At 65.6% G+C, this 19,607-nt stretch carries 19 protein-coding genes; 9 read left to right on the forward strand and 10 right to left on the reverse strand.

Going from position 1 to position 19,607, the window contains the following annotated elements:
- Positions 1-26 precede the first annotated feature (26 nt).
- Positions 27-524 (forward strand): TetR/AcrR family transcriptional regulator, encoded by a 498-nt coding sequence (locus BKA16_RS14255; protein WP_343067428.1) that lies wholly within the window; start codon positions 27-29, stop codon positions 522-524.
- Between the two features lie 46 nt (positions 525-570).
- Here BKA16_RS14255 and BKA16_RS14260 read toward each other — a convergent pair whose 3' ends face one another.
- Entirely contained in the window at positions 571-2,085 is a 1,515-nt protein-coding gene (locus tag BKA16_RS14260) for an HNH endonuclease signature motif containing protein (protein WP_246371781.1), read from the reverse strand.
- A gap of 72 nt (positions 2,086-2,157) precedes the next feature.
- The gene (metA, locus tag BKA16_RS14265) at positions 2,158-3,072 is read right to left on the reverse strand and encodes a homoserine O-acetyltransferase MetA (protein ID WP_183371290.1); all 915 of its coding nucleotides are present in this window, start codon (positions 3,070-3,072) and stop codon (positions 2,158-2,160) included.
- A 69-nt stretch (positions 3,073-3,141) separates the two neighbouring features.
- Here metA and BKA16_RS14270 point away from each other — a divergent pair, with 69 nt between their 5' ends.
- Positions 3,142-3,699: a hemerythrin domain-containing protein gene (locus BKA16_RS14270; RefSeq protein WP_281378416.1), complete on the forward strand. Its 558-nt coding sequence runs from the start codon at positions 3,142-3,144 to the stop codon at positions 3,697-3,699.
- Between the two features lie 196 nt (positions 3,700-3,895).
- Here the strand turns inward: BKA16_RS14270 and BKA16_RS14275 are convergent, their stop codons facing one another.
- Both BKA16_RS14275 and BKA16_RS14280 read right to left on the reverse strand, forming a co-directional pair.
- Positions 3,896-6,262 carry a phosphoketolase family protein gene (locus tag BKA16_RS14275; protein WP_246372332.1) on the reverse strand — a complete coding sequence of 789 codons (2,367 nt, stop codon included), beginning with the start codon at positions 6,260-6,262 and terminating at the stop codon, positions 3,896-3,898.
- 56 nt (positions 6,263-6,318) lie between these two features.
- Positions 6,319-6,525, reverse strand: a complete 207-nt coding sequence (locus BKA16_RS14280) for a hypothetical protein (RefSeq protein WP_183371297.1) — start codon at positions 6,523-6,525, stop codon at positions 6,319-6,321.
- Between the two features lie 406 nt (positions 6,526-6,931).
- Between BKA16_RS14280 and BKA16_RS14285 the strand changes: the two genes are divergently transcribed.
- Positions 6,932-7,324 (forward strand): DUF5709 domain-containing protein, encoded by a 393-nt coding sequence (locus tag BKA16_RS14285; RefSeq protein ID WP_183371299.1) that lies wholly within the window; start codon positions 6,932-6,934, stop codon positions 7,322-7,324.
- Positions 7,325-7,434: 110 nt separating this feature from the next.
- On the opposite strand, the gene BKA16_RS14290 is transcribed toward BKA16_RS14285, so the two are convergent.
- Entirely contained in the window at positions 7,435-8,940 is a 1,506-nt protein-coding gene (locus tag BKA16_RS14290; protein ID WP_183371301.1) for a PQQ-binding-like beta-propeller repeat protein, read from the reverse strand.
- Between the two features lie 140 nt (positions 8,941-9,080).
- Here BKA16_RS14290 and BKA16_RS14295 point away from each other — a divergent pair, with 140 nt between their 5' ends.
- Both BKA16_RS14295 and BKA16_RS14300 read left to right on the forward strand, forming a co-directional pair.
- Positions 9,081-10,094 (forward strand): hypothetical protein, encoded by a 1,014-nt coding sequence (locus BKA16_RS14295; protein ID WP_183371303.1) that lies wholly within the window; start codon positions 9,081-9,083, stop codon positions 10,092-10,094.
- 509 nt (positions 10,095-10,603) lie between these two features.
- The gene (locus BKA16_RS14300; protein WP_183371305.1) at positions 10,604-11,212 is read left to right on the forward strand and encodes a GPR1/FUN34/YaaH family transporter; all 609 of its coding nucleotides are present in this window, start codon (positions 10,604-10,606) and stop codon (positions 11,210-11,212) included.
- Positions 11,213-11,342: 130 nt separating this feature from the next.
- On the opposite strand, the gene BKA16_RS14305 is transcribed toward BKA16_RS14300, so the two are convergent.
- Positions 11,343-12,044 (reverse strand): type 1 glutamine amidotransferase domain-containing protein, encoded by a 702-nt coding sequence (locus BKA16_RS14305; protein WP_183371307.1) that lies wholly within the window; start codon positions 12,042-12,044, stop codon positions 11,343-11,345.
- Positions 12,045-12,098: 54 nt separating this feature from the next.
- Here BKA16_RS14305 and BKA16_RS14310 point away from each other — a divergent pair, with 54 nt between their 5' ends.
- The 3 genes from BKA16_RS14310 to BKA16_RS14320 all read left to right on the forward strand — a co-directional run bounded on the left by BKA16_RS14310 (position 12,099) and on the right by BKA16_RS14320 (position 14,453).
- A complete protein-coding gene (locus BKA16_RS14310; RefSeq protein ID WP_183371309.1) occupies positions 12,099-12,680 on the forward strand; it encodes a TetR/AcrR family transcriptional regulator in 582 nt (193 codons plus the stop codon).
- A gap of 116 nt (positions 12,681-12,796) precedes the next feature.
- Positions 12,797-13,714 carry an NAD-dependent epimerase/dehydratase family protein gene (locus tag BKA16_RS14315; protein ID WP_183371311.1) on the forward strand — a complete coding sequence of 306 codons (918 nt, stop codon included), beginning with the start codon at positions 12,797-12,799 and terminating at the stop codon, positions 13,712-13,714.
- A 196-nt stretch (positions 13,715-13,910) separates the two neighbouring features.
- Positions 13,911-14,453: a class I SAM-dependent methyltransferase gene (locus tag BKA16_RS14320; RefSeq protein ID WP_343067609.1), complete on the forward strand. Its 543-nt coding sequence runs from the start codon at positions 13,911-13,913 to the stop codon at positions 14,451-14,453.
- A 279-nt stretch (positions 14,454-14,732) separates the two neighbouring features.
- Here the strand turns inward: BKA16_RS14320 and BKA16_RS14325 are convergent, their stop codons facing one another.
- The 4 genes from BKA16_RS14325 to BKA16_RS14340 all read right to left on the reverse strand — a co-directional run bounded on the left by BKA16_RS14325 (position 14,733) and on the right by BKA16_RS14340 (position 18,522).
- Positions 14,733-15,479, reverse strand: a complete 747-nt coding sequence (locus BKA16_RS14325) for an SDR family oxidoreductase (protein WP_183371315.1) — start codon at positions 15,477-15,479, stop codon at positions 14,733-14,735.
- 105 nt (positions 15,480-15,584) lie between these two features.
- Complete coding sequence (locus tag BKA16_RS14330; RefSeq protein ID WP_183371317.1) at positions 15,585-16,511, reverse strand: SDR family NAD(P)-dependent oxidoreductase; 927 nt, start codon at positions 16,509-16,511, stop codon at positions 15,585-15,587.
- A 163-nt stretch (positions 16,512-16,674) separates the two neighbouring features.
- On the reverse strand, positions 16,675-18,069 hold the full coding sequence (locus BKA16_RS14335; protein ID WP_183371319.1) for a flavin-containing monooxygenase: 1,395 nt from the start codon (positions 18,067-18,069) through the stop codon (positions 16,675-16,677).
- 63 nt (positions 18,070-18,132) lie between these two features.
- Positions 18,133-18,522 (reverse strand): ester cyclase, encoded by a 390-nt coding sequence (locus BKA16_RS14340; RefSeq protein WP_183371320.1) that lies wholly within the window; start codon positions 18,520-18,522, stop codon positions 18,133-18,135.
- 407 nt (positions 18,523-18,929) lie between these two features.
- On the opposite strand from BKA16_RS14340, the gene BKA16_RS14345 reads away from it, so the two are divergent.
- Positions 18,930-19,607 carry a TetR/AcrR family transcriptional regulator gene (locus tag BKA16_RS14345; protein WP_183371321.1) on the forward strand — a complete coding sequence of 226 codons (678 nt, stop codon included), beginning with the start codon at positions 18,930-18,932 and terminating at the stop codon, positions 19,605-19,607.

Raw genomic sequence — 19,607 nt, forward strand, 5'->3', positions numbered from 1 at the left:
AGACGCTAGCACGGTATCTTCGCCATGTGGAGAAGACGACACGCGAACGGCTGCTCGACGAGGGGCTGGAACTGCTGGGCCAGAGCGGTTTCCGAGCCTGGTCCGCGCGCCGGGTAGAAGATGCGGCCGGCGTGCCGCACGGCTCGGTCCGACATCACTTCGTCGACCAACGCGGTCTGGTCACCGCGATGGTCCATCGTCTGGTGGAGCTCGACGGCCCGCGCGACGGCGAACAGCCCGCCGACCAGATCCGCCGCTGGCTCGGCGACGACCTGTCGCGGACCAGGGCCCGCTACGAGCTGATCGTCGCATCGATGCACGACGACGATCTGGCCGCGGAGATGGTGCGCGGTCGCGATGCATTCGTGGCCTCGATCGTCGCCGTGGGCCTGCCCGAGACCGAGGCGCGCGAACTGGTGGCCGCATTGGACGGACACGTGCTCGACGCAGTGCTGCGCGGTCGCGATCCGGCGGCCGCGGCGGCGGAGACCGGACGTATCATCGGACGGTTCTCGATGCCCTGACCGGTGATCGGTCACTCGCTGCCGGGGGAACAGCGGCGACTCCGGGTTAGGCGGCGTCGAGAAGCGTCGCCAGGAGCGCTTCGACGGCCGAACCGGAGCCGCGGGGCGGGCCATGGGGCAGGAATTCGGGTTCCTGCCCGACGTGGTGGAGTGGATTCACCTGCCACGGGCGGGTCGATCCGGACGGTCGCCACCCGACGCGCCCGGTATGCGGGCCGTCGTGCACGATGCCCGTCTCCCATTTCCCGGGGCCCTTCCCCTCGGCCCGGTTGTGTTTGCCGCACGCCGCACCCAGGTTGATGATATCGGTCGCGCCGCCGTCCTCCCACCGTTGGACGTGGTGGGCTTCGGTCCGGGAGAACGGGACATCGCATTCGGGGCCGCTGCACCCGCGATCGCGGGCGAACAACGCCAGCCGCTGCGCCTTCGACGCCAGGCGCTTTCCCCGTCCGAGGTAGAGGATTTCGCTGGTGTGGCCTTTGAACACGGCCAGGTGTGGGGTGGCGTGGGCGGCGACCTCGACCAGATCCGTCACCGGAACCCGCGCCCCGGTCGCCGTGTGCGCGACACCGGCTTCGGCGGCCAGCTCCTGGTCGGTGACGGTCACGACCAGCTCGGCCGGTATCCGATCCGGACGGCCGAGCGCACCGTGTCCCAACACGAAGTCGAGCATCGCGGCCAGCGCATCATGGTTGCGTTGCGCGGTGCTGCGGGTATCGCGCTCGACGGCGGTGGCGAGAACCTGCGGGTCCAGACCGTCCCGGTCGACGGCCCCGAACAGGGGCGTTTCATCGTCGGGGTTGTTCATCCCGGGTGCGGCCCACGCGGTCAGGACGACGTCGAGTTTTGCCCGGAAAGTCGGGGTGAGTGATCCGCGGAGCTTGGACATCAACCGGGCATCTTGCGGGGCCACGGTGAACCCGCGGGTGCGCTTGCGGTCGCGGTCGTCGGTGAGTTCCCCGTCGGGGTCGAGGTGACCGAGGAGTCGCTCGCCGACGGTGCGTACCCCGTCCGGAGACAGTGTGCGCGCGGTAGCGGCGAGGTGTTCTTCGGCGGCGGTGACGGTGTCGGCGTCGATTGCTGCGGGGATCTTGTCGATCACGTCGGCGATAGTGCGGACGTGTGCCCGGTTGATGCCGCCCTCGCGGAGGGCGTGGGCGGTCGCCTCCAAACGGGCGGGAAGTCGTTGGCCGCCGATCCCGAGGAACTCGCCGGTGGCGAACATGAGTTTCATGCGGGTGTTGGCTTCGGGTGCACCCACCCGGAGACCGGTCGTCATGTACTTCTGCACGTTTTGGAAGCCGCGGGTGTGGAAGGCGTACTGGTCGTTAATTTCGATCATCAACGAGGTGGTGGCCGCTTCGTGGCGGTTGCGGATGCGTTCGTTGGTTTCGGCGGCGGCGAGGAGGTCTTCGCCGGTGAGGGCGGCGAACTTGGTGTCGTTGAGTTTGGCGAACGCGGCCTCGGCGAGCGCGAGGAGAGCTGCGGGTGAATCCGGGAGTGCCGGGCCGTCGTGGGCGGGTTCGGTCATCGGATTCACCCCCTTGTAAGTGCTGGTCATAGCCGTTTCGACCTTTGACCACACACTAACAAGCACCTACGACATTCTCGTTCTCGAACCGACCAGTCGGGGTCAGCCGCGAGACGGATCGAATGGAGTCTCCTGATAGACGCAGTAGTTCAGCCAGTTCGCATACAGGAGATGACCGTGACCGCGCCACCGATTGCGAGGTTCAGCGGCGGGATCGTCGCCGGGGAAATAGTGTGCGGGCACGGGGACCGCGACGCCCTGATCGGTGTCGCGACGGAACTCGCGAGCCAGGGTGTCGGCATCGTACTCCGGGTGACCGGTCACGAAGACCTGTCGCCCGTCCGCGGTCGCCGCGAGGTACACGCCGGCCTCGTCGCTCGTCGCCAGGACGTCCACCTGGCCCGTCGCCTCGATGTCGGCGGCGTACACGTCGGTGTGCCGTGAGTGCGGAGCAAGGAAGACGTCGTCGAAGCCGGTCAGAACGTGCGACGTGGAACCGGTGAGACGATGCTCGAACACCCCCGAGATCTTCTGCGGCACTTCGTGTTTGCCGACGCCGTAGTGATGGAAGAGTCCGGCTTGAGCGCCCCAGCACACATGCAGGGTCGACTGGACGTTGGTTCGTGTCCAGTCCAGGATCCTGGTCATCTCCGGCCAGTAGTCGACGTCCTCGAACTCGAGCTTCTCGATCGGCGCACCGGTGATGATCAACCCGTCGAAATGCCGGTCGGCCACTTCGTCGAAAGTCGAGTAGAACGACTCGAGGTGAGCCGCGGACGTGGTGCGCGAGGTGTGAGTCGCGGTGTGGAGCAAGGTGATCTCGATCTGGAGCGGCGTATTGCTGAGTAGCCGCAGAAGTTGCGTCTCTGTGGTCACCTTCAACGGCATCAGATTCAAGATCGCGATGCGCAGAGGACGGATGTCCTGGTGTCCGGCGCGTTCGTCGGACATGACGAAGATGTTCTCCGCCTCCAGGATCGCTCGGGCGGGCAGGTCGTACGGCATCGTGACAGGCATCGTCGACCAGTCTAATCCGCCGACTCGCGAGCAGAGCGGCCACTTCGAGTACGCGGTGCCGCGTTTCGGATGCGTTCATCCGGGTACTCCGAGAGACAGACGGCCCGCGACCTATCGGCATACGGAAGAGACGTCGGATTCATCGCGCGAGACGCCGAACACCATCCCGAGAACCCGTGGAGGACAGCAGTGGACCTCGAAGCGACAGCGCACCTGCAGAGTGACCATCGGCGGTTGCTGAGACTGCTGGACGGCCTCGACGGACCACTGCCATCGGGTGCGTCCGCCGTCGAAGAACGGCGCACACGAGCCGTGGCACTGCTCGTCGCCGAATCCCGCCATCAGTCTGTCGAGGAAGACGCGTTCTGGCCGATAGTCCGCACGGCACTGGACTGCGGCGGCCGACTGGCCGATCGGGCGCTCGCCGACCACGTCGAGAACCGGCGACTCATGCGGGCCGTCGAGGACTCGGAGGCGGGAAGCGCCGAGTTCGAAGAGGCGCTCTGTGCTCTCAGTACCGCACTACGTGAACACCTCGTGTTCGAGTTGCAGGAAGTATGGCCGCAGCTGTGGACCGCGGCGCCGTCGCAGCCGCTCCGTGATCTGCTTGAGCATCTCGAACGCTGAGGCGATGTCCGCGGCGACTCGATGACGCTCCGCGTCGCAGCGAAGACATCGACGACATCGAGCGATGCGTTCGAACCGACGAAGAGCCGTACCGGCCATTGCGAGGGCGAGCGCTGTCGTCGAGGGGTTCGGCGACGGCCATCGTTCGACCGTCGGCTGCAGAGGTCACGGGCCGCGAACCCCTGAGGCGTTGTCATCACGCCCAGGTCCAGTCTCTGATCTCCGGCAGATCGTCGAAATGTCGGCGGATATAGGAATGGTGGCGCTCGAGCTGCGACCGGCACAGTCGTGCGAGTCGCTCGGCGTCTTCGCTGTCGGCACCTGCTCGTCGAATCGCCTCCAGCACCAGGTGGTACCGACTCATGCGATTGAGGACCACCATGTCGAACGGTGTCGTCGTGGTGCCTTGTTCGGAGAACCCGCGAACGTGGAATCGCCCGGCGTCCGGGCGTCCGTGCAGGAGCTGGTGTAGCGCGCGAGGGTAGCCGTGAAACGCGACGACGACATCGACCGTGGTCGTGAAGACGTCGGCGAACTCGGCGTCGGAGAGTCCGTGGGGGTGCTCTCCCGGTGGCAGCAGCGCCATCAGATCGATGATGTTGACCACGCGGGTGCGCAGGGCCGGCATGTGCTCGCGAAGGAGGGACGCCGCGGCGAGGGTCTCGTGAGTCGGCACATCGCCCGCGCATGCCAGGACCACATCCGGCGCCGCACCGTCGCTCTCGTTTCCGGCCCAGTGCCAGATCGAGGCGCCGGCGGACGTCTGGGTCGTCGCCTCTTCGTCCGTCAGGTATTGCAGATGGGGCTGTTTGTCCGCGACGATCAGATTCACCTGGTCCCGGCTCTCCAGACAGCGTTTGGAGACCGCTAGCAGCGAGTTCGCATCGGGCGGAAGCCACACTCGTACTACGCCGGGCGACAACGACAGGACCGTATCGATCAGTCCCGGGCCTTGATGCGAGAAGCCATTGTGGTCGTTACGCCAGCACGTCGATGTGAGCAGGATGTTCAGTGACGACACCGGTTCGCGCCAGCCCAGTCCTGCTGCGTGTTGAAGCCACTTCGTGTGCTGGACGACCATTGACGCGCTGATCATCGCGAACGCTTCGTAACTGGCGAACAGTCCGTGTCGTCCGGACAGCAGGTAGCCTTCGAGCCAACCTTGACAGAGGTGTTCGCTCAGAACCTCCATCACGCGTCCCGACGGTGCCAGATGATCGTCATCGGATGACGCCGGCAACTGCCAGCACCGCTCGGTCGCCTCGAACACCGCATCCAGCTTGTTGCTCGCCGTCTCATCGGGGCAGAACAGTCGAAACGTGCCGCCGTCGTCGGTTGTACGGTCCGCGCGGTACACGTCGCGCAGGTACTCGCCGAGCACCGTCGTGGTGGGGTAGGTCACCGTCCCAGGTGTGTCGATGCGTAGCGAGTACGGGGCCGGATCGGGGAGCGTCAACGGCTCACGGCGCAGACCGCCGTTCGCGTACGGCGTGCTTCCCATACGCAGCGATCCGTCGGGGGCGAGGACGCTCACGTCGTCGACGACGGCGCCGCGGTCGTCGAACAGTTCATCGGGACGATAGGACCGAAGCCAGGCGTCGAGCTGGCGGAGACGCGCCGGATCGTCCCGGACTCCAGACAACGGAACCTGGTGCGCACGATGGGTGCCTTCGACGAGGTGCCCGTCCACGCGGCGTGGCCCGGTCCATCCCTTCGGCGTCCGCATGACGATGGCGGGCCACCGTGGCGCGGGCCGGTCGGTCCCGGCACGCGCCTCGGTCTGTATCCGACGGATGTCCTCGTATGCGGCCCCGACCGCCTCGGTCAACTGGACGAAGACGTCCCGTGGATCGGTGCCCTCGACGAACACCGGTTCCCAGCCCTTGCCGTGAAGATCGGCGCGGACGTCCGCATCGGCTCTCCGACCCATGACCGTCGGACCGGAGATCTTCGCATCATTGAGGTGAAGGACCGGGAGGACCGCGCCGTCGCGGGCGGGGTTCAGAAACGCGGTCGAGTTCCACGAAGCGCTCAGCGGGCCGGTCTCGGCCTCGCCGTCACCTACGACGCACGCCACGACCAGGTCGGGGGAGTCCAACGCCGCTCCGACCGCGTGCGCGAGCGAGTAGCCGAGCTCTCCGCCCTCGTGGATGCTGCCCGGTGTCTCGACGCTGACGTGGCTGGGGACGCCGCCTGGCGTCGAGAACTGTCGACACAGTCGCAGCAGTCCCTGCTCATCGCGACCGACGTCAGGATAGATCTCCGAATAGGTGCCTTCGAGATAGACGTTGGCTATCAACGCCGGTCCGCCGTGGCCGGGACCGGTGACGAACAGCCATCGCGACTCCGTCCGCTTGATCAACCGGTTGAGGACTGTGTAGATCGCCGACAGTCCAGGGCTGGTTCCCCAGTGTCCGAGAAGACGCGGTTTGATGTCGCTCGGTGTGAGCTCCGAGCGGAGGAGGACGTTTCCTTGCAGATAGATCTGCGCGACGGTGAGGTAGTTGGCGGCGTTCCACCACCTCAGATCGGCATCGATGTCGGCGGACGAGTAGTCCGGCAGTCGCGCTCGCGCCGACCGTGTCGGGTCCGGGTCTCGCCGGAGTGCGGTCTCGCGTGTCACCGAGCCGACCTCCGCGTCGAATCGGCGCCGTCGGTCTGGTCGAACATCGTCCACTGCCCGTCTTGATCGACTTCCATGCGGTAGCCAATGACGTGCGACGGGACTTCGATCTGATGGAACCATTCGTACGCGTCTTGAGCGTTCTCGAACTCCGCGGTCTCGATCACGTCTTCATTCGGATTCAGTACTCGATACATCGCCATCGTCGGGCTCCCGTCTGGTCGGTTCGTTCGTCCTGTTCTCGTCTCCGGATGCACCGCGAACGCTGCCGGGACCGATGTCGCTCGCTGTGGGTCGAAGAGATCCTCGGGTCGACCCCGCGTCGCCTCCTCGGCGCAGAGACGTCTCGGGTCGGCAGCCGCTGGCAGTGCAAGGCGTGGACTTCTGACATCCTCGGGCTACCCGTCGTCCAGGGATCGCAAACACCACGCGTTCGGGCCGGTACGAATCCGCCGTCGCCCTCATGTACGCGCTCGCGATCTGGGCCGACGATGTTTACGACACGGCGTGCGGGGAACCCTCCGTCGAGGGCCGCATGCGGTGGGCCGACGTACGCCGGCCCGCGGACCGCGTCGGCCAGTACCGACGGCAGGACTGGACGGAGTACCCATGACCGAGCAGAACGACCCCACCGACGGCAACGATGTGGACGACAGCGACCAGTTGCAACCCGAAGACACCCTCGACGCCCCTGAGCTCAGTGACGTTCTCGACCGCGGCTATTCACCACCCGACCACGAACCGGCCGGGCACGAGCACCGGTCCCTGGACGACAGACTGGCCGAGCAGGAACCGGAGGTCGACGCGAATCCGGGCGAGCGGGATCCGGACTTCCCTGAGACGGCCGAAGCCGGGGAATTGCGCGCGGGCCGCCTCGTCGATTCCGCGGGACGCGGCGATCCCGTTGTGGATTCAGAACTCGTCGCCGACGACGTCGGAGTAGACGGTGCCGGAGCGAGTGCCGAAGAAGCGGCCGTGCACGTCACCGACCCATCGGAATAGGCGCAGGAGCGCGATCACCGTCGGGCCGCGCCTCGCACCGCGCTGATGCGGAGCGTGCGCGCCGCGAGAACTCCGCATCTCACCGGGCCCGGCGACGTGTGCTGGGCGGCTCAGTCTGCGTAGCGAGAAATCCATCCCGGACCGTACCCGGCCGCGCCGACAAGATAGAGCCCGCGACCGGCTCGCTCCCACGTCGCAGAGTAGTCGTGGACCGGCTCGATCTCCCAACGCTGCGCGGCACTCCGACCGTCGAATGCACTCAGACGCGGAATGTTCGGCTCTTGTTGAGCATCCGGAGCGCCGGCGAAGATCAGGCGTCGGCCGTCGTATCCGAGAAGCGACCGTCCGAACCTCGTCACGAGCGCCCTTCCTTCGCTTCCGGTGTCCGCATCGACGACACGCCAGGTGCGGAAGAAGACGTCCGCGGCATCGAAATCGTCGGTGGCGACCGCGAGTTCGCCGTCGCCGATGCTCTCGACGACATCCGCGCGGTCATAACGCGACCACAGCAGTTCGCCTGACCGCCCGCTCGCGACCGCGAATCGCCGGGTGATCCACTCTTCGACCGGCACCCGATCGCGGTCGATTGTCATGGGCTCGAACTCGTTCGTCATCAGGGTCCAGCCGGGCAGGTCCGGGCCGTGGTGACCGGTCTCGTCATAGAACCGTACGGTCGGCTCGCTGGCCGAATCGATGGCGAAGCCCCCGTCGAAGAGGACATAAGACTCCGGAATGTCGCCACTGGTCCAAACGAGGAGACCGTGGTACTTGGACGCGTACTTCCGGTACGCGTTGCGGGCGTACTCCTCCTCCGGCACGGGGTCGGCCGACGAGTAGACCTGTGCTCCGGTGTCGACTCGGTAGATCGAGAATCCGGCTGCGCGATCGCCTTCCATAGCGACGACGCGGGAGCCCGCGGCCGAGCGCAGTGAGCTTCGGCCGGCGGGGACCGTCGTCGACCAGGATCGATCGCCCGATCCCGAGTAGCCGACGAGGGCGGTCTCGCCGACGGCGACCTCGCTCGCGTCCGGAGCACGATCGTAGGTCGGATCCGGTACCAGACGCTCCTCGATCAGGCTGAGTCCGTCGTCTCTCGTCGCAGCAGCGACGAATCCGTCGCCCACGGCCGCAACGGTGACCGGACCACGCACGTGAATAGTCTGTCTGGAGAGTTCCCTCCCGGAACGGAGGTCGAAGAAGTGCACCCGAGAGACGATCTCGCCGCGGTCGCGGACGTTCTTCGTGCACGCCACAACCTCGTCGCCCCCGACATCGCACCGCTGCCACCGTCCCACGGTCGTGGCGCTCCAGATCTGCTCGCCCGAATCGGCATTCACTGCCGCCAATGTCGCCGTCGGACTGTACGGTTCGGCATAGCCCGACACGACGAGCACATCTTCCGATTCCGCCTCGATGGAGATCCCCGCACGATCGGACTCCGCACCCGCGAGCTGGTCCGCGGTGATCCGCCAGGCCTGTTCCGGCACCGATGCCATGGTCTGCAACGTCGAATCACCCGGCGACTCGCGTTGCGGCCACAACGCGGCGGCCACAACGACGACTTCGGCGAGCATCAGGAGAACGACGATGATCGGCACACGACGCGAAAGGAGCATGCGATTCCTCCAATCATCGCTAGACGCCGGATCGACGGACTTCGGACAACTCTCGTATAGTAGCCCGAACGGATGACACACATCACACTGTGTCGACGGTGGAGGAGGCTTCGATGATCTGTCCGCACTGCAGTAGCAGCGTGCGTTATCGCGAACGCCCCGACCATGTCTGCGGCGTCTGTGATCGCGAGTTCGCACTCGATCCGAAGTCGGAGCCGTTCCAACTGAACGATCTCCGTCTGCTACGTCTCGCGGACAAGCTCCGCACCGATGATCAGCTGAAATACACTTTCGAGCAGCTTCGTTACGCGGCCGGTAGACGCACGGTCGGGACGGACATCCGATCGGGCTGGCGGTTCGCCTTCTGGGGTACGGTCGGCGGATTACTGATCGTCACCCTCGTTCCGGGCCTACCCCTGGCCATGGGGTTCGTTCCGAGCGTCTTCGACGTCTCGGAAGGGACCGGCGTCAAATGGCTCTTCATCGTGTCGGCCTGCGCCATCGCACTCAGCATGATCGTCAACGGAGTGCGCCGCCCATGGATGATCCGGAACCACCGGATCGCGTTGGACGGTTCGCTCGACGACTTCGCGGACACGGTGTCGAACCGGTGGCGCACCGTGTACGGCACGGACGTCCTCGGCGCGGTCGACGAGCGAGACGCCACGATCTCGGGTTCGCCGACGCCGCGATACGCGGTTCTGTGCCCCGATCGCAGCGTGCTCGTCTGTCTGTCTGCGAATCACGTCGCACTCAATCGCGGTCTCGCACTGCTCACCGACCCCGATCAGGTGCCGCCGACGATCCCCGTGCTGGTGCTCCACGATGCGAGCCCCGCGGGCCTGCGATTCGTCGCTGACGCACGACGACGGTTCGGATCCCGCGCGGTGGACGTCGGCCTCAGTCCGCGGCACGCGCTCGCGCGCAGATTATGGCTGCGCGAGCCCCAGCTCTCACCCGACGACGTCGACGCGTTGCCGACTGACCTCTCCGACGACGAACGCGACTGGCTCGGCATCGGATGGTGGTCTCCGATCGCCGCGGTGCCGCCGCGCAAGCTGATCGCCGCCGTCGACCGCGCCGTCGACCGGTTCGAACCGGGTACCGCCTCCGCCCGCGAGATCGGATTCCTCACCTGGCCGACAGCGGGCTGACGGTCACACCGCGCAATTCGGCGACGTCTGCATCTTGCTCGGCCCGCATGCCGGCGCGTCGGCGCGTACGACGTCGCCGACGGTGTTCGGATGGGGAAGGAACATTCTCGAAGCCCCTGAAGAATTCGCCCCCGATGCGGTGCGCACACTGGCCGAGGGTCGTATCAGTTTGAGACGAATCGTAGGCGGACAGTCGCTCCGTCGTAGTCTTCGAATTCATGTCACAGGTCACAATTCTTCGCCTCCGGTCGATTTCTTCGCGGGTATGGCGCGAATGAGTTCGCGTTTGACCGCAAATATGAATCGGCAGCGGAGTCGCATTATGTCGGGCGGAGAGTCTGGAAGGAGCGTAGTCCTCCCACCGTATTGATCGGTGATCTCCCGATCGAAAGGTCAGGGTGCGAACGGAACTCTTTCCTGTCTTTTGTATCGCACCAGAAGAATCCATTTCGGGTTCGACGAATCGCACCCGAATGCTGATGCTGTTGATTTCAGAAAGGAACTATGTCATGAGTGAAGACGTTGGAACACCGCCCGTCGGAAACCCGGCCGCGATAGGGCTGCCGTCCTTCGTGGTCGGGTCGATCGCACTAGGCCTCGTCCTCGTCGGCTACGTCCCCGCGACCGCGACCGGGGCATCGATACCGATCATCTTCGCCGCCACCGGAGTCGGTCTGATCGTGGCGGCAGTCTGGTCGGCCGTAGTGGGCGCGAGCGCCGTCGCCGCGATCTTCGGGATCTTCTCCGGATTCTGGCTGAGCTACGCGATTCTCGTGATCGGTCTCACCCATAACTGGTACGGCATCGATCCCGCCGATGCGGTCGCCACCCAGAAGCTGTTTCTTCTCGCCTGGTTGATCGTCATCGTCGTGCTGACTCTTGCGACGCTTCGTCTGCCGTCGGCGTTCACGCTGCTGTTCGCGCTCATCGACGTCGCGCTGCTGCTGGTGCTGCTCGGCACCGCCAACGCGAGCACCGCTCTGACGAAGACCGGCGGATGGGTGGTGCTGGCCTTCGCTCTGGTCGGTGTCTATCTGTTCTTCGATGTGATGTCACAGGCCACGGGCGGCAAAGCGCTGCCCGGAGGGCGCCCGCTCCTCGGAAGCCGACGTTCGTGATGCAGACGACCCGGATCAGTCCTCGACGTCGAGGGTGAGTCTCGAGAGGCGTCGTCGACAGCGGCGCCTCTTCGGTCACAGTCCGCGACAAAGGGCCGTCGGGATAGGGGCGATGACCGCATAGGCGGTCTCACTGCTCGAAGTCGGCGAGGATCCTCTCGGTGAGCGCGTCGGCGGACTGAGGATTCTGCCCCGAGTAGAGATTGCCGTCGACGACGACGAACGGCCGCAGTGGCAGCGTGGCCTTTCGGTACTCGACGCCCGCAGTCTTCACTGCATCCTCGAGGAACCATTTCGCCTTCCACGCGAATGGATTCAGGCGTTCCTCGATATTCGAGAGGCCGGTCATCCTTCGCCCGTTGAAGGCATTCGTACCGTCGGACTTCTTCGCCGCGAGAATAGCCGCGGGCGCGTGGCACAGAAGGGCGAGCGGCCTGCCCGAATCGAGGCGCCGCGTCAATAGGGCACCGGACGTCTCATCGACGGCGAGGTCTTCCATCGGCCCGTGGCCGCCCGGGTAGAACACGACGTCGTAGTCGTCTTCGTCGACGACGTCGAGTGCGATGGGCGAATCGAGCTGTGGCTGGATGGAGGCCAGGTACTGACGCATCACCTTGCGTTTGGACGGCATCCCGCCGGCGATCCCGAGGCTCAGTTCGTCGAGTGTCGGCGGAACGGCGCCCGGCGTGGCCACGGTGACATCCCACCCGGCGGCACGAAACAACCGGTGCGGCTCGGCCAGTTCTTCGGCCCAGTAGCCGGTGGGGTGCACCGTTCCGTCCTTCAGCGTCCATCCGTTCGCCGCCGTGACGACGAAGACGACTTTGGCCATCGCACGCGCCCCCTCTAAGGTTGACATTGTCAACTTCGACAGTAGGGAGACATCATGGCGACGTCAACCGGCCACGGTGGACATCATCACGGCAACCTGCGCGAGGCGCTCATCGAGGGTGGGATCGAGATGCTCGAGGCGGGGGAGACGTTCAGCCTTCGCGCCGTGGCCCGGCGAGCGGGCGTCTCACAGGCCGCTCCCTACCGGCACTTCGCCGACAAGGAGGATCTCGAGGCCGCGATGGCAGCCAGGGGATTCGAGAAGCTCCAGGAACATCTGGCAGTGGCCGCGGCGAATGAGGCGTCCGCCGAGGGCGGTGCGCGGCTCGCGCAACTGACGATCGCCTACGTCGCGTTCGCGACGCAGCACCCCAGCCTGTACCGCCTGATGCACTCCCGCGCCCACACGTCCGACGGCGCACGCATCCCCGAGTCTGCCTCGGTGTTCGCGCTCATCGAAGAGATGGCCGGGCGGGAGTTCCCCGACGTCGACGCCCATGGGCTCGCCACCGGAGGGTGGGCGCTGGCCCACGGGTTCGCTTCCCTGCACATCGACGGGCAGATCGCCGTACCGTCCGGGACGTCCGTCGACGACCGCATCCGAGCAGGACTGGCCGCATTGGCCGCCGCATCGTGACGCCGTCTAGTTGACAGTGTTAACTCGGCCTCGTACGTTGTTGTTAACATCGTAAACTTGAGGGCGCCGAGTGCTTCGACGGCCGCCGACAACCGCGATCAGAAGGGGCCTCCATCATGCAGACGATCCTCGGGGCCGGTGGGCCCATCGCCGACGGGCTGGTGCGCGAACTGCGCCGTACGTACGACGGCGATATCCGTATCGTCAGCCGACGACCCGCTGAGGTGACCGCGGGCGATCAATTGGTCGCGGCCGACCTCACGGACGCCGCCGCCACCTCTCGGGCCGTCGCGGGCAGCGATGTCGCCTACCTCACCGTCGGTCTGCCGATGGACTCGGATCTGTGGGAACGGCGGTTTCCCACGATGATGCGCAACGTCCTCGACGCGTGCATCGAGCACGGCGCGAAGCTCGTATTCTTCGACAACACGTACATGTACCCGCGAACCTCGACGCCGCAGACCGAATCGACGGCGTTCGAGCCGGTGGGCCGCAAGTCCCAGGTTCGTGCCCACATCGCGACGATGCTCCTGGCCGAACAGGCGGCCGGGCGCGTGGAGGCACTCATCGCGCGCGCCCCCGAGTTCTACGGTCCGGGAAAGACCACGAGCCTGACGAACACATTCGTCCTCGACCGCATCCGAGAAGGCAAGCGGCCGATGGTCCCGGTCAGCGCGAACACGAAGCGCAGCTTGATCTGGACGCCCGACGCCTCGCGCGCGATGGCACTGCTCGGCAACACGGCGGACGCATACGGTCAGACCTGGCACCTTCCGATCGACCCGGATCGGAAGACGTACGCGGAACTGATCGGCCTGGCGGCCGAGGTCGGGGGAGGGAAGATCGGCTACACCGTCCTGCCGCGGTTCGCCTTCGCCGTGGGCGCGCGGCTGCGCGCGGAACTGCGAGAAGTTCACGAACTCGTACCTCGCTACGAGGTGGACAACGTCTTCGACTCATCGAAGTTCGCCGACCGTTTCCCGGAGTTCGTCGCGACGACGTACCGAGACGGCATTCGCGAAATTCTGAACTGAGTACGCCGGGCGCCGTCGAACTGGGCGGTGCACCCGAACGATGTCGACGTGCGATCGCGGATTGGTCGACTCTATCGGAGGCAACCGGCAACGAGCTGTGTACGAGCGGGACGAGTCGTCACGGTCGGTACCATCGTGAGGTGTGAGTCAGTCGGTCGAGCAACGCTGGAACCACAACATCCACTATCACCGAATAGTGTTGGGGGCTGTACCTGCGGGAGCACGTTCCGCGCTCGATGTCGGGACGGGTGACGGTCTCCTCGCAGGGGAGCTGGCTCAACGAGTACCCGAAGTCACTGCGATTGACATCGACCGCGACGTCGTGAGTTCCGCTCGCGCGGAGTTCGACGCGGTCGACTTCGTCGTCGGCGACGTCATGTCTCCCGAGTTCGGCGGACAGTTCGACCTCGTAGCGTCCATGGCTGCCGTGCATCATCTGGGAGACCCGTCGGCCGCATTGCGTCGCCTCGCCGACCTGACCTCGCCCGGTGGAACCTTGGTCGTGGTCGGCCTCGCGCGGCCGACCGGATGGAGCGACTACGCCATGGACGCGGTCGGCGTCGTCCAGCACAAGTGGCTGTCGTGGCGCCGCGGCCTGTGGGAGCATTCCGCGCCCACTGTCTGGCCGCCCGCGCATTCGTACCAACAGGTACGTCGATCCGCACGGCTCGAGCTGCCGGGAGTCTCGTGGCGCAGGCTCCCGCTGTTCAGATACTCACTGGTCGGGCGGAAGCCGTGAGCGAGGCGCGCTCCTGACCCGACCTGGTCGGTGCTCAACGGGTTCGTGTGTTGCGACGTGTCCTCACGTATGTCGACGTGACCGTTCAGCGGGTGCCGACGATGACTGCGCGGAACGCGATCGTGCGCGGCGGGTCGCACGATCTTGAGCCGACCGGTCGCAGCGGTTCGATCGATGTCTCCCGTGAACGGCACCGCGGGAGATCACGAGTCTCCGCACGCCGGGTGGCTCGAGACGCTGTGATCTCCCGCAGTGCCGGTGGGAAGGATCCTCGGTGAATTACTCGTCGACGACGGCGCCCGCGCAGTTCACCAGGCCGCCGTCGATGACGAACTCGGAGCCGGTGGAGTACGAGGACTCGTCGGAAGCCAGGTACACGACCAGATTCGCGACCTCGTCGGCCTCGGCGATCCGTCGGATGGGGGCGGCCAGGGTCGACAGGTCCATTCCTTCGGTCAGGGGAGTCTTGACCGTGCCGGGGTGGACCGAGTTGACCCGCACGTTCTTCCCGCCCAATTCGGCGGCGACGGACTTGGTCAGACCGCGCACCCCGAACTTCGACGCGGCGTATCCGTGCTGACCGGCGCTGCCGGTGAGTCCCGCGGTCGACGAGATGTTGACGATCGACGCCGGGGCCGACCGGACCAGTTCGTCGCGGGCCGCCTTGATGCCGAGGAACGAGCCGGTGAGGTTGATCCCCAGAATGGTGTTCCACTGGTCCACCGAGTAGTTCTCCAGGAATCCGAAGTTGACGATTCCGGCGTTATTCACCAGTACGTTGAGCTTTCCGAATGTGCCGACCGCGGTGGCGACTCCATTGGCCCAGTCGTCCTCGCTGATGACGTCGAGGTGCACGAACGCCGCGCTCTCGCCGAGTTCCTTCGCGAGCGCTGCACCCTTCTCGTCGAGGATGTCGCCGATCACGACCTGCCCGCCTTCGCGGACGACTGCGCGGGCGTGTGCGGCACCCATGCCCTGAGCTGCTCCGCTGACGAGAGCGACCTTGCCTTCGAGTCGGTTGACCATGTGATTGTGCTCCTTACCTGGTGGCGGGGTAGCGGGGTGGGGCGGACCGCCCCGATGACGTGGTGATCGGGTGGGACGACCGGGGCCGTCCCACCCGAAGTCGTGTTACTGCTGAAACAGCGGTGGGATGAGGGCGAGCTCGTCGCCGGTACCCCTGACCGGATCGAGGTAGTTGTCGAGGCTGCGCACGGCATCGACGTTGTCCCTCAGATCCTCCGGCGTGTAATCCGGGTTGAAGTAGCCCTCGCCGACGATGAAGCCGACCCGTGAGACCTTGCCCGACGACGTGCTGAAGACGTCGCCGTTCACCTGCGTGTCGCGGTGGGCGAGCCAGAGCACGGTCGGCGACACAGCCGACGGTGGTCCCATCGGCACCCGGCCCGACTTGAGGTCGTCACGCCAGTCGTCGCTGGCGGACTCCTTGCCGCCGAAGAACGCATCGCGGTTCATCCGGGTGACCGCCATCGGTGCGATGGCGTTGACATGGATGCCGGTGCCTGCGACCTCCTGGGACAGGGCCTTGGTGAATCCGGCGATTCCGAGTTTGGCGGCTCCGTAGTGGACGAGGGTCTCGTTGCCTGCGAAGCCGGCATTCGACGTGGTGTTGACGACGCGGCCGTAATCGTTCGCGAGGAACGTCGGCCACGCTGCGCGAGTCACGAAGTACGTGCCGTTGAGGGTCACCGACACCATGTCGCTCCACAGCTGAGGGGTGATGTCCTCGAGCTTGTGATAGTTGATGATGCCGGCGTTGTTGACCACCACGGTCAGCGTGCCGAACTCGTCGAGCGCATGCTTGACGAGTTCGGCGGCCCCCTCTTCGGTCGCGATGTTGTTGTCGTCCGCGACCGCGGTGCCTCCTGCGGCGACGATCTCGGCGACCGCCTCCTTTGCCACGTCCAGATCGATGTCGTTGAGCACGACGCGCGCGCCGCGCGCCGCGAACTGCTGCGCATGGGACCGGCCCAGTCCTCGTCCGGCTCCGGTGACGATGACGACGTCGTCGTCGAATCTCAGTTGTCCACTCGGCATCGCGAGTCCTCTTCTCTGTGTACAGGTGGTGTCGTGGAGTGCCGGGCCGAAGACAGCGGGCAGGTCGGCGCGTCACGTCGGCGTCGTACCCGGGTCGGCCCGGCGTGGACTGCCGCAGCGGCAGTCCACGCCGGACTCCGGCTCCTCTTGTGCGGTCGGTCGCCTACTCGGCGGCGGCCGTGTCGAGCGTCTTGACGGGTGCGCGGCTGTAGAAGTCGTCGTCGGCGGAGGTCGGCATCTCGATGCCGTAGCGCTTCTGCAACTCGTCGGTCATGTCGATGAGCTTGCCCATGTCGTACTGATTGATGTTGCGGTGCGTCTCGATCAGGTTGTCGTTCTTCAGGACCGGGTCGTAGTTCATGATCTCGTCCCGGAACTCCTGCCCTTCGCCCGTCATCAAGCGCTTGGCGTCCCAGACGGCGAGCTGGATCAGGCGGTCCCAGGTGAGGTAGGTGAGTCCGGGGAAGTGCACGGCACCGGCCGCGTACAGCCCTTCGACCTTGCTCGACAGGGTGCCGAGGTGGAACTTGGGTGCGCCCTGACTCCAGTCCACGAGTTCGGGGTCGAGCCACGGAATGTCGAACCGGTACCCGGTCGCCAGGATGATGAGGTCGACCTCCGCGGAGGTACCGTCCACGAAGTGGACGGTCTTCCCGTCGACCGCCTGGATGTCCTGGTGCGCTTCGAGGTGTCCGTGCGCGATCTGGTACAGCACCTGATCATTCATGACCCAGTGCGTGGCGCCGGGTTCGTGGTCGGGCTTCGGCAGACCGAACGACGTGAGGTCGCCGACGCTCTCCAGGGTCAGCTGCATGGCCTCGGCCTCGGTCAACTCGCTGAGGGGAGTGACCGCCTGGGGAACTGTGCCGGTGCGGCTCAGCACCTGCAGGATCGGCTGACCGAAGATGAGCTTCGGGAAGAAGTGATACCCGCGGCGCACGGACAGGTGCGCCATCGAGCCCGCGATCGCGGCGTCGACCACGATGTCAACTCCGCTGTTGCCCGCACCGACGACCAGGACTCGCTTGCCGACGACCTGATCGATGCGCTTGTACTTGCTGCTGTGGATGATCTCGCCCGTGAAACCGTCGAGTCCCTTGATCTCGGGCTGGTGCGGGGTGCTCTGGAGACCGCAAGCCCACACGACGCCGCGGTAGAGGGTCTCGGCGCCGTCCGCGGTCTTGACGACCCAGCGCTGGCCGTCCGCGGTGTCGATCGGATGGGCCTCGGTCACCTCCTTGCCGGTGACGACGTATTCGTCCAGACCGTTGTCGCGAGCGAACGCGTGCATGAAGTCGCGGACCTCGTGCCAGGTGGGAAAGACCGGGATACCGTCCGGCATGGGGTATCCGACCATGGCGCTGCTGACGCGATCGGAGATGAAGTTGCACGACTCGTACACCGGGCTGTGCGGGTTGTCGATGTTCCAGATTCCACCGACGGCGTCGTGCCGCTCCAAGATGTCGATGTCGAGTCCGGCCCGCCGGAAGGCGCGGGCGGCGATCAGGCCGTTCGGGCCTGCGCCGACGATCGCGAAGCGATTCTCTCGATTTTCCATGGATCTTTCCTCTGTAGCTCTCGTTCTAGATGTCGATGGGTCGGGGAGTGGTCGCCGACGGGATCAGCCGAAGTCGTAGTAGTCGACCAGACGGCCGTCGGCGAACGTCATGAAGGTGACCAGCTCAAGGGCGATGAGCTCCCCCTTGGTGCCGAAACCGGGGACGTCGGCCAATGGAGTGCCTCCCCAGGTGTGTCGCAGAACGACGGTGTCGTCGCTGACCTGCTTGATGAGCGTGCGCTGGGTGAATCCCTTGTCCGGCAGGATGGCGGTGAAATCCCGCATCATCTGGATGGCCGGGGCGGCTCCGGTGTTGTCCACACCGCGAGGGGTGTGCCGCATTCGGATGTTCTCGTCGAGCAGCCCGCCGAGGTAGTCGTAATCCTCGGTGTTGTACGCGGTTATGTACGCGTCTGCGAGCTTCTCGAGGTCGGTCATGGGTTGGACGTCCATCTGGCTTCTCCTGTCTGGTCGGTATTCATTCAACCTACCGACCGTTTGAATAACTGTAGCGCCGATCACAAGCGATGCAAAGTCCCGTGGTGATGCACGTGCGCCGGTGCGCAGATCGTCGCTACTGTCACCTGGCGTTTCATCAGTCCACGGGCCGAGTTCCTGTGTGAAATCGGGTCGAACACGCGCATGGCAGGCGGGCTGCGCTCGACTGTCGACCGCGGCTGTCCGCTGCGTGTCGTCGCTGATGCTGGTGCGCGCAGAGGCGGACCCTACCGCGTGTCGGAGCGCCGAAAGAGGCCGGCCTGTTCAAACTAACGTTTGGCTTAACCCTTGCCGAGTTGAGAGTATGTGCAGTCAGAGACGATCCCGCGTCGACGCGGCACTGAAAGAGACTGGAGAAGACGGTGACATCAGAAGCGGCAGCCCAACCGGCGCGTCGGAAGAGGGGGCGTCCGCCCGCGGCGGGCAAGTCGAAGAAGGATCTCGACGGGGGCAAGTCTCGCGACCGCGAAGTCGTCGCCGCCGCGGTCCGACTCTTCTACAGCAAGGGCTACGCGGCGACCTCCATTCAGGACATCGCCGACGAGCTCGGTCTGCTCAAGGGGAGTGTCTACTACTACATCGACACCAAGGAGACCCTGCTGCGCAGGATCTTCGAGACCTCGCACGAACAAGTTCGGGAGATCGCCGAGAAGTACCAGGCGCCGGAAGACGGATCCGCGTTGGAGCGATTCCGCGGATTCCTTCGCGAATACGCGCTGTGGTACCTGAGGAACATTCCGCGCGCGAGCCTGTTCGCGCGGGAATGGCGGCACGCCAGCGATGAACTCCGAGCGGTGATGCTCGAGCAGCGCAAATACTACGACCACGCGCTCCGTGCGCTGATCCTCGCCGTGGGCGACGAGCGGAGGCTCGAGGTGGCCGACGACGCATCGATGATCAGTAACTTCATCATGTCGGCGGTGTCGTCGCTCCCTGACTGGTTCCACCCCGACGGGAGCCGCAGTGCCGAAGACGTTGCGACGCACTACGTCGACTACGCCACCCGAGTGTTGACGGGCGGCGACGTTCAACCGGGCTGA

The organism is Gordonia humi, assembly GCF_014197435.1.
In the GTDB taxonomy this organism is placed as follows: Bacteria; Actinomycetota; Actinomycetes; order Mycobacteriales; family Mycobacteriaceae; genus Gordonia; species Gordonia humi.

Excerpts from the sequence above, each read along its gene's own strand:
- BKA16_RS14260 (WP_246371781.1), bottom strand. The coding sequence starts at position 2,085 with ATGACCAGCACTTACAAGGGGGTGAATCCGATGACCGAACCCGCCCAC.
- metA (WP_183371290.1), bottom strand. The coding sequence starts at position 3,072 with ATGCCTGTCACGATGCCGTACGACCTGCCCGCCCGAGCGATCCTGGAG.
- BKA16_RS14270 (WP_281378416.1), top strand. The coding sequence starts at position 3,142 with ATGCGTTCATCCGGGTACTCCGAGAGACAGACGGCCCGCGACCTATCG.
- BKA16_RS14280 (WP_183371297.1), bottom strand. The coding sequence starts at position 6,525 with ATGGCGATGTATCGAGTACTGAATCCGAATGAAGACGTGATCGAGACC.
- BKA16_RS14285 (WP_183371299.1), top strand. The coding sequence starts at position 6,932 with ATGACCGAGCAGAACGACCCCACCGACGGCAACGATGTGGACGACAGC.
- BKA16_RS14290 (WP_183371301.1), bottom strand. The coding sequence starts at position 8,940 with ATGCTCCTTTCGCGTCGTGTGCCGATCATCGTCGTTCTCCTGATGCTC.
- BKA16_RS14300 (WP_183371305.1), top strand. The coding sequence starts at position 10,604 with ATGAGTGAAGACGTTGGAACACCGCCCGTCGGAAACCCGGCCGCGATA.
- BKA16_RS14305 (WP_183371307.1), bottom strand. The coding sequence starts at position 12,044 with ATGGCCAAAGTCGTCTTCGTCGTCACGGCGGCGAACGGATGGACGCTG.
- BKA16_RS14310 (WP_183371309.1), top strand. The coding sequence starts at position 12,099 with ATGGCGACGTCAACCGGCCACGGTGGACATCATCACGGCAACCTGCGC.
- BKA16_RS14315 (WP_183371311.1), top strand. The coding sequence starts at position 12,797 with ATGCAGACGATCCTCGGGGCCGGTGGGCCCATCGCCGACGGGCTGGTG.
- BKA16_RS14325 (WP_183371315.1), bottom strand. The coding sequence starts at position 15,479 with ATGGTCAACCGACTCGAAGGCAAGGTCGCTCTCGTCAGCGGAGCAGCT.
- BKA16_RS14330 (WP_183371317.1), bottom strand. The coding sequence starts at position 16,511 with ATGCCGAGTGGACAACTGAGATTCGACGACGACGTCGTCATCGTCACC.
- BKA16_RS14335 (WP_183371319.1), bottom strand. The coding sequence starts at position 18,069 with ATGGAAAATCGAGAGAATCGCTTCGCGATCGTCGGCGCAGGCCCGAAC.
- BKA16_RS14340 (WP_183371320.1), bottom strand. The coding sequence starts at position 18,522 with ATGGACGTCCAACCCATGACCGACCTCGAGAAGCTCGCAGACGCGTAC.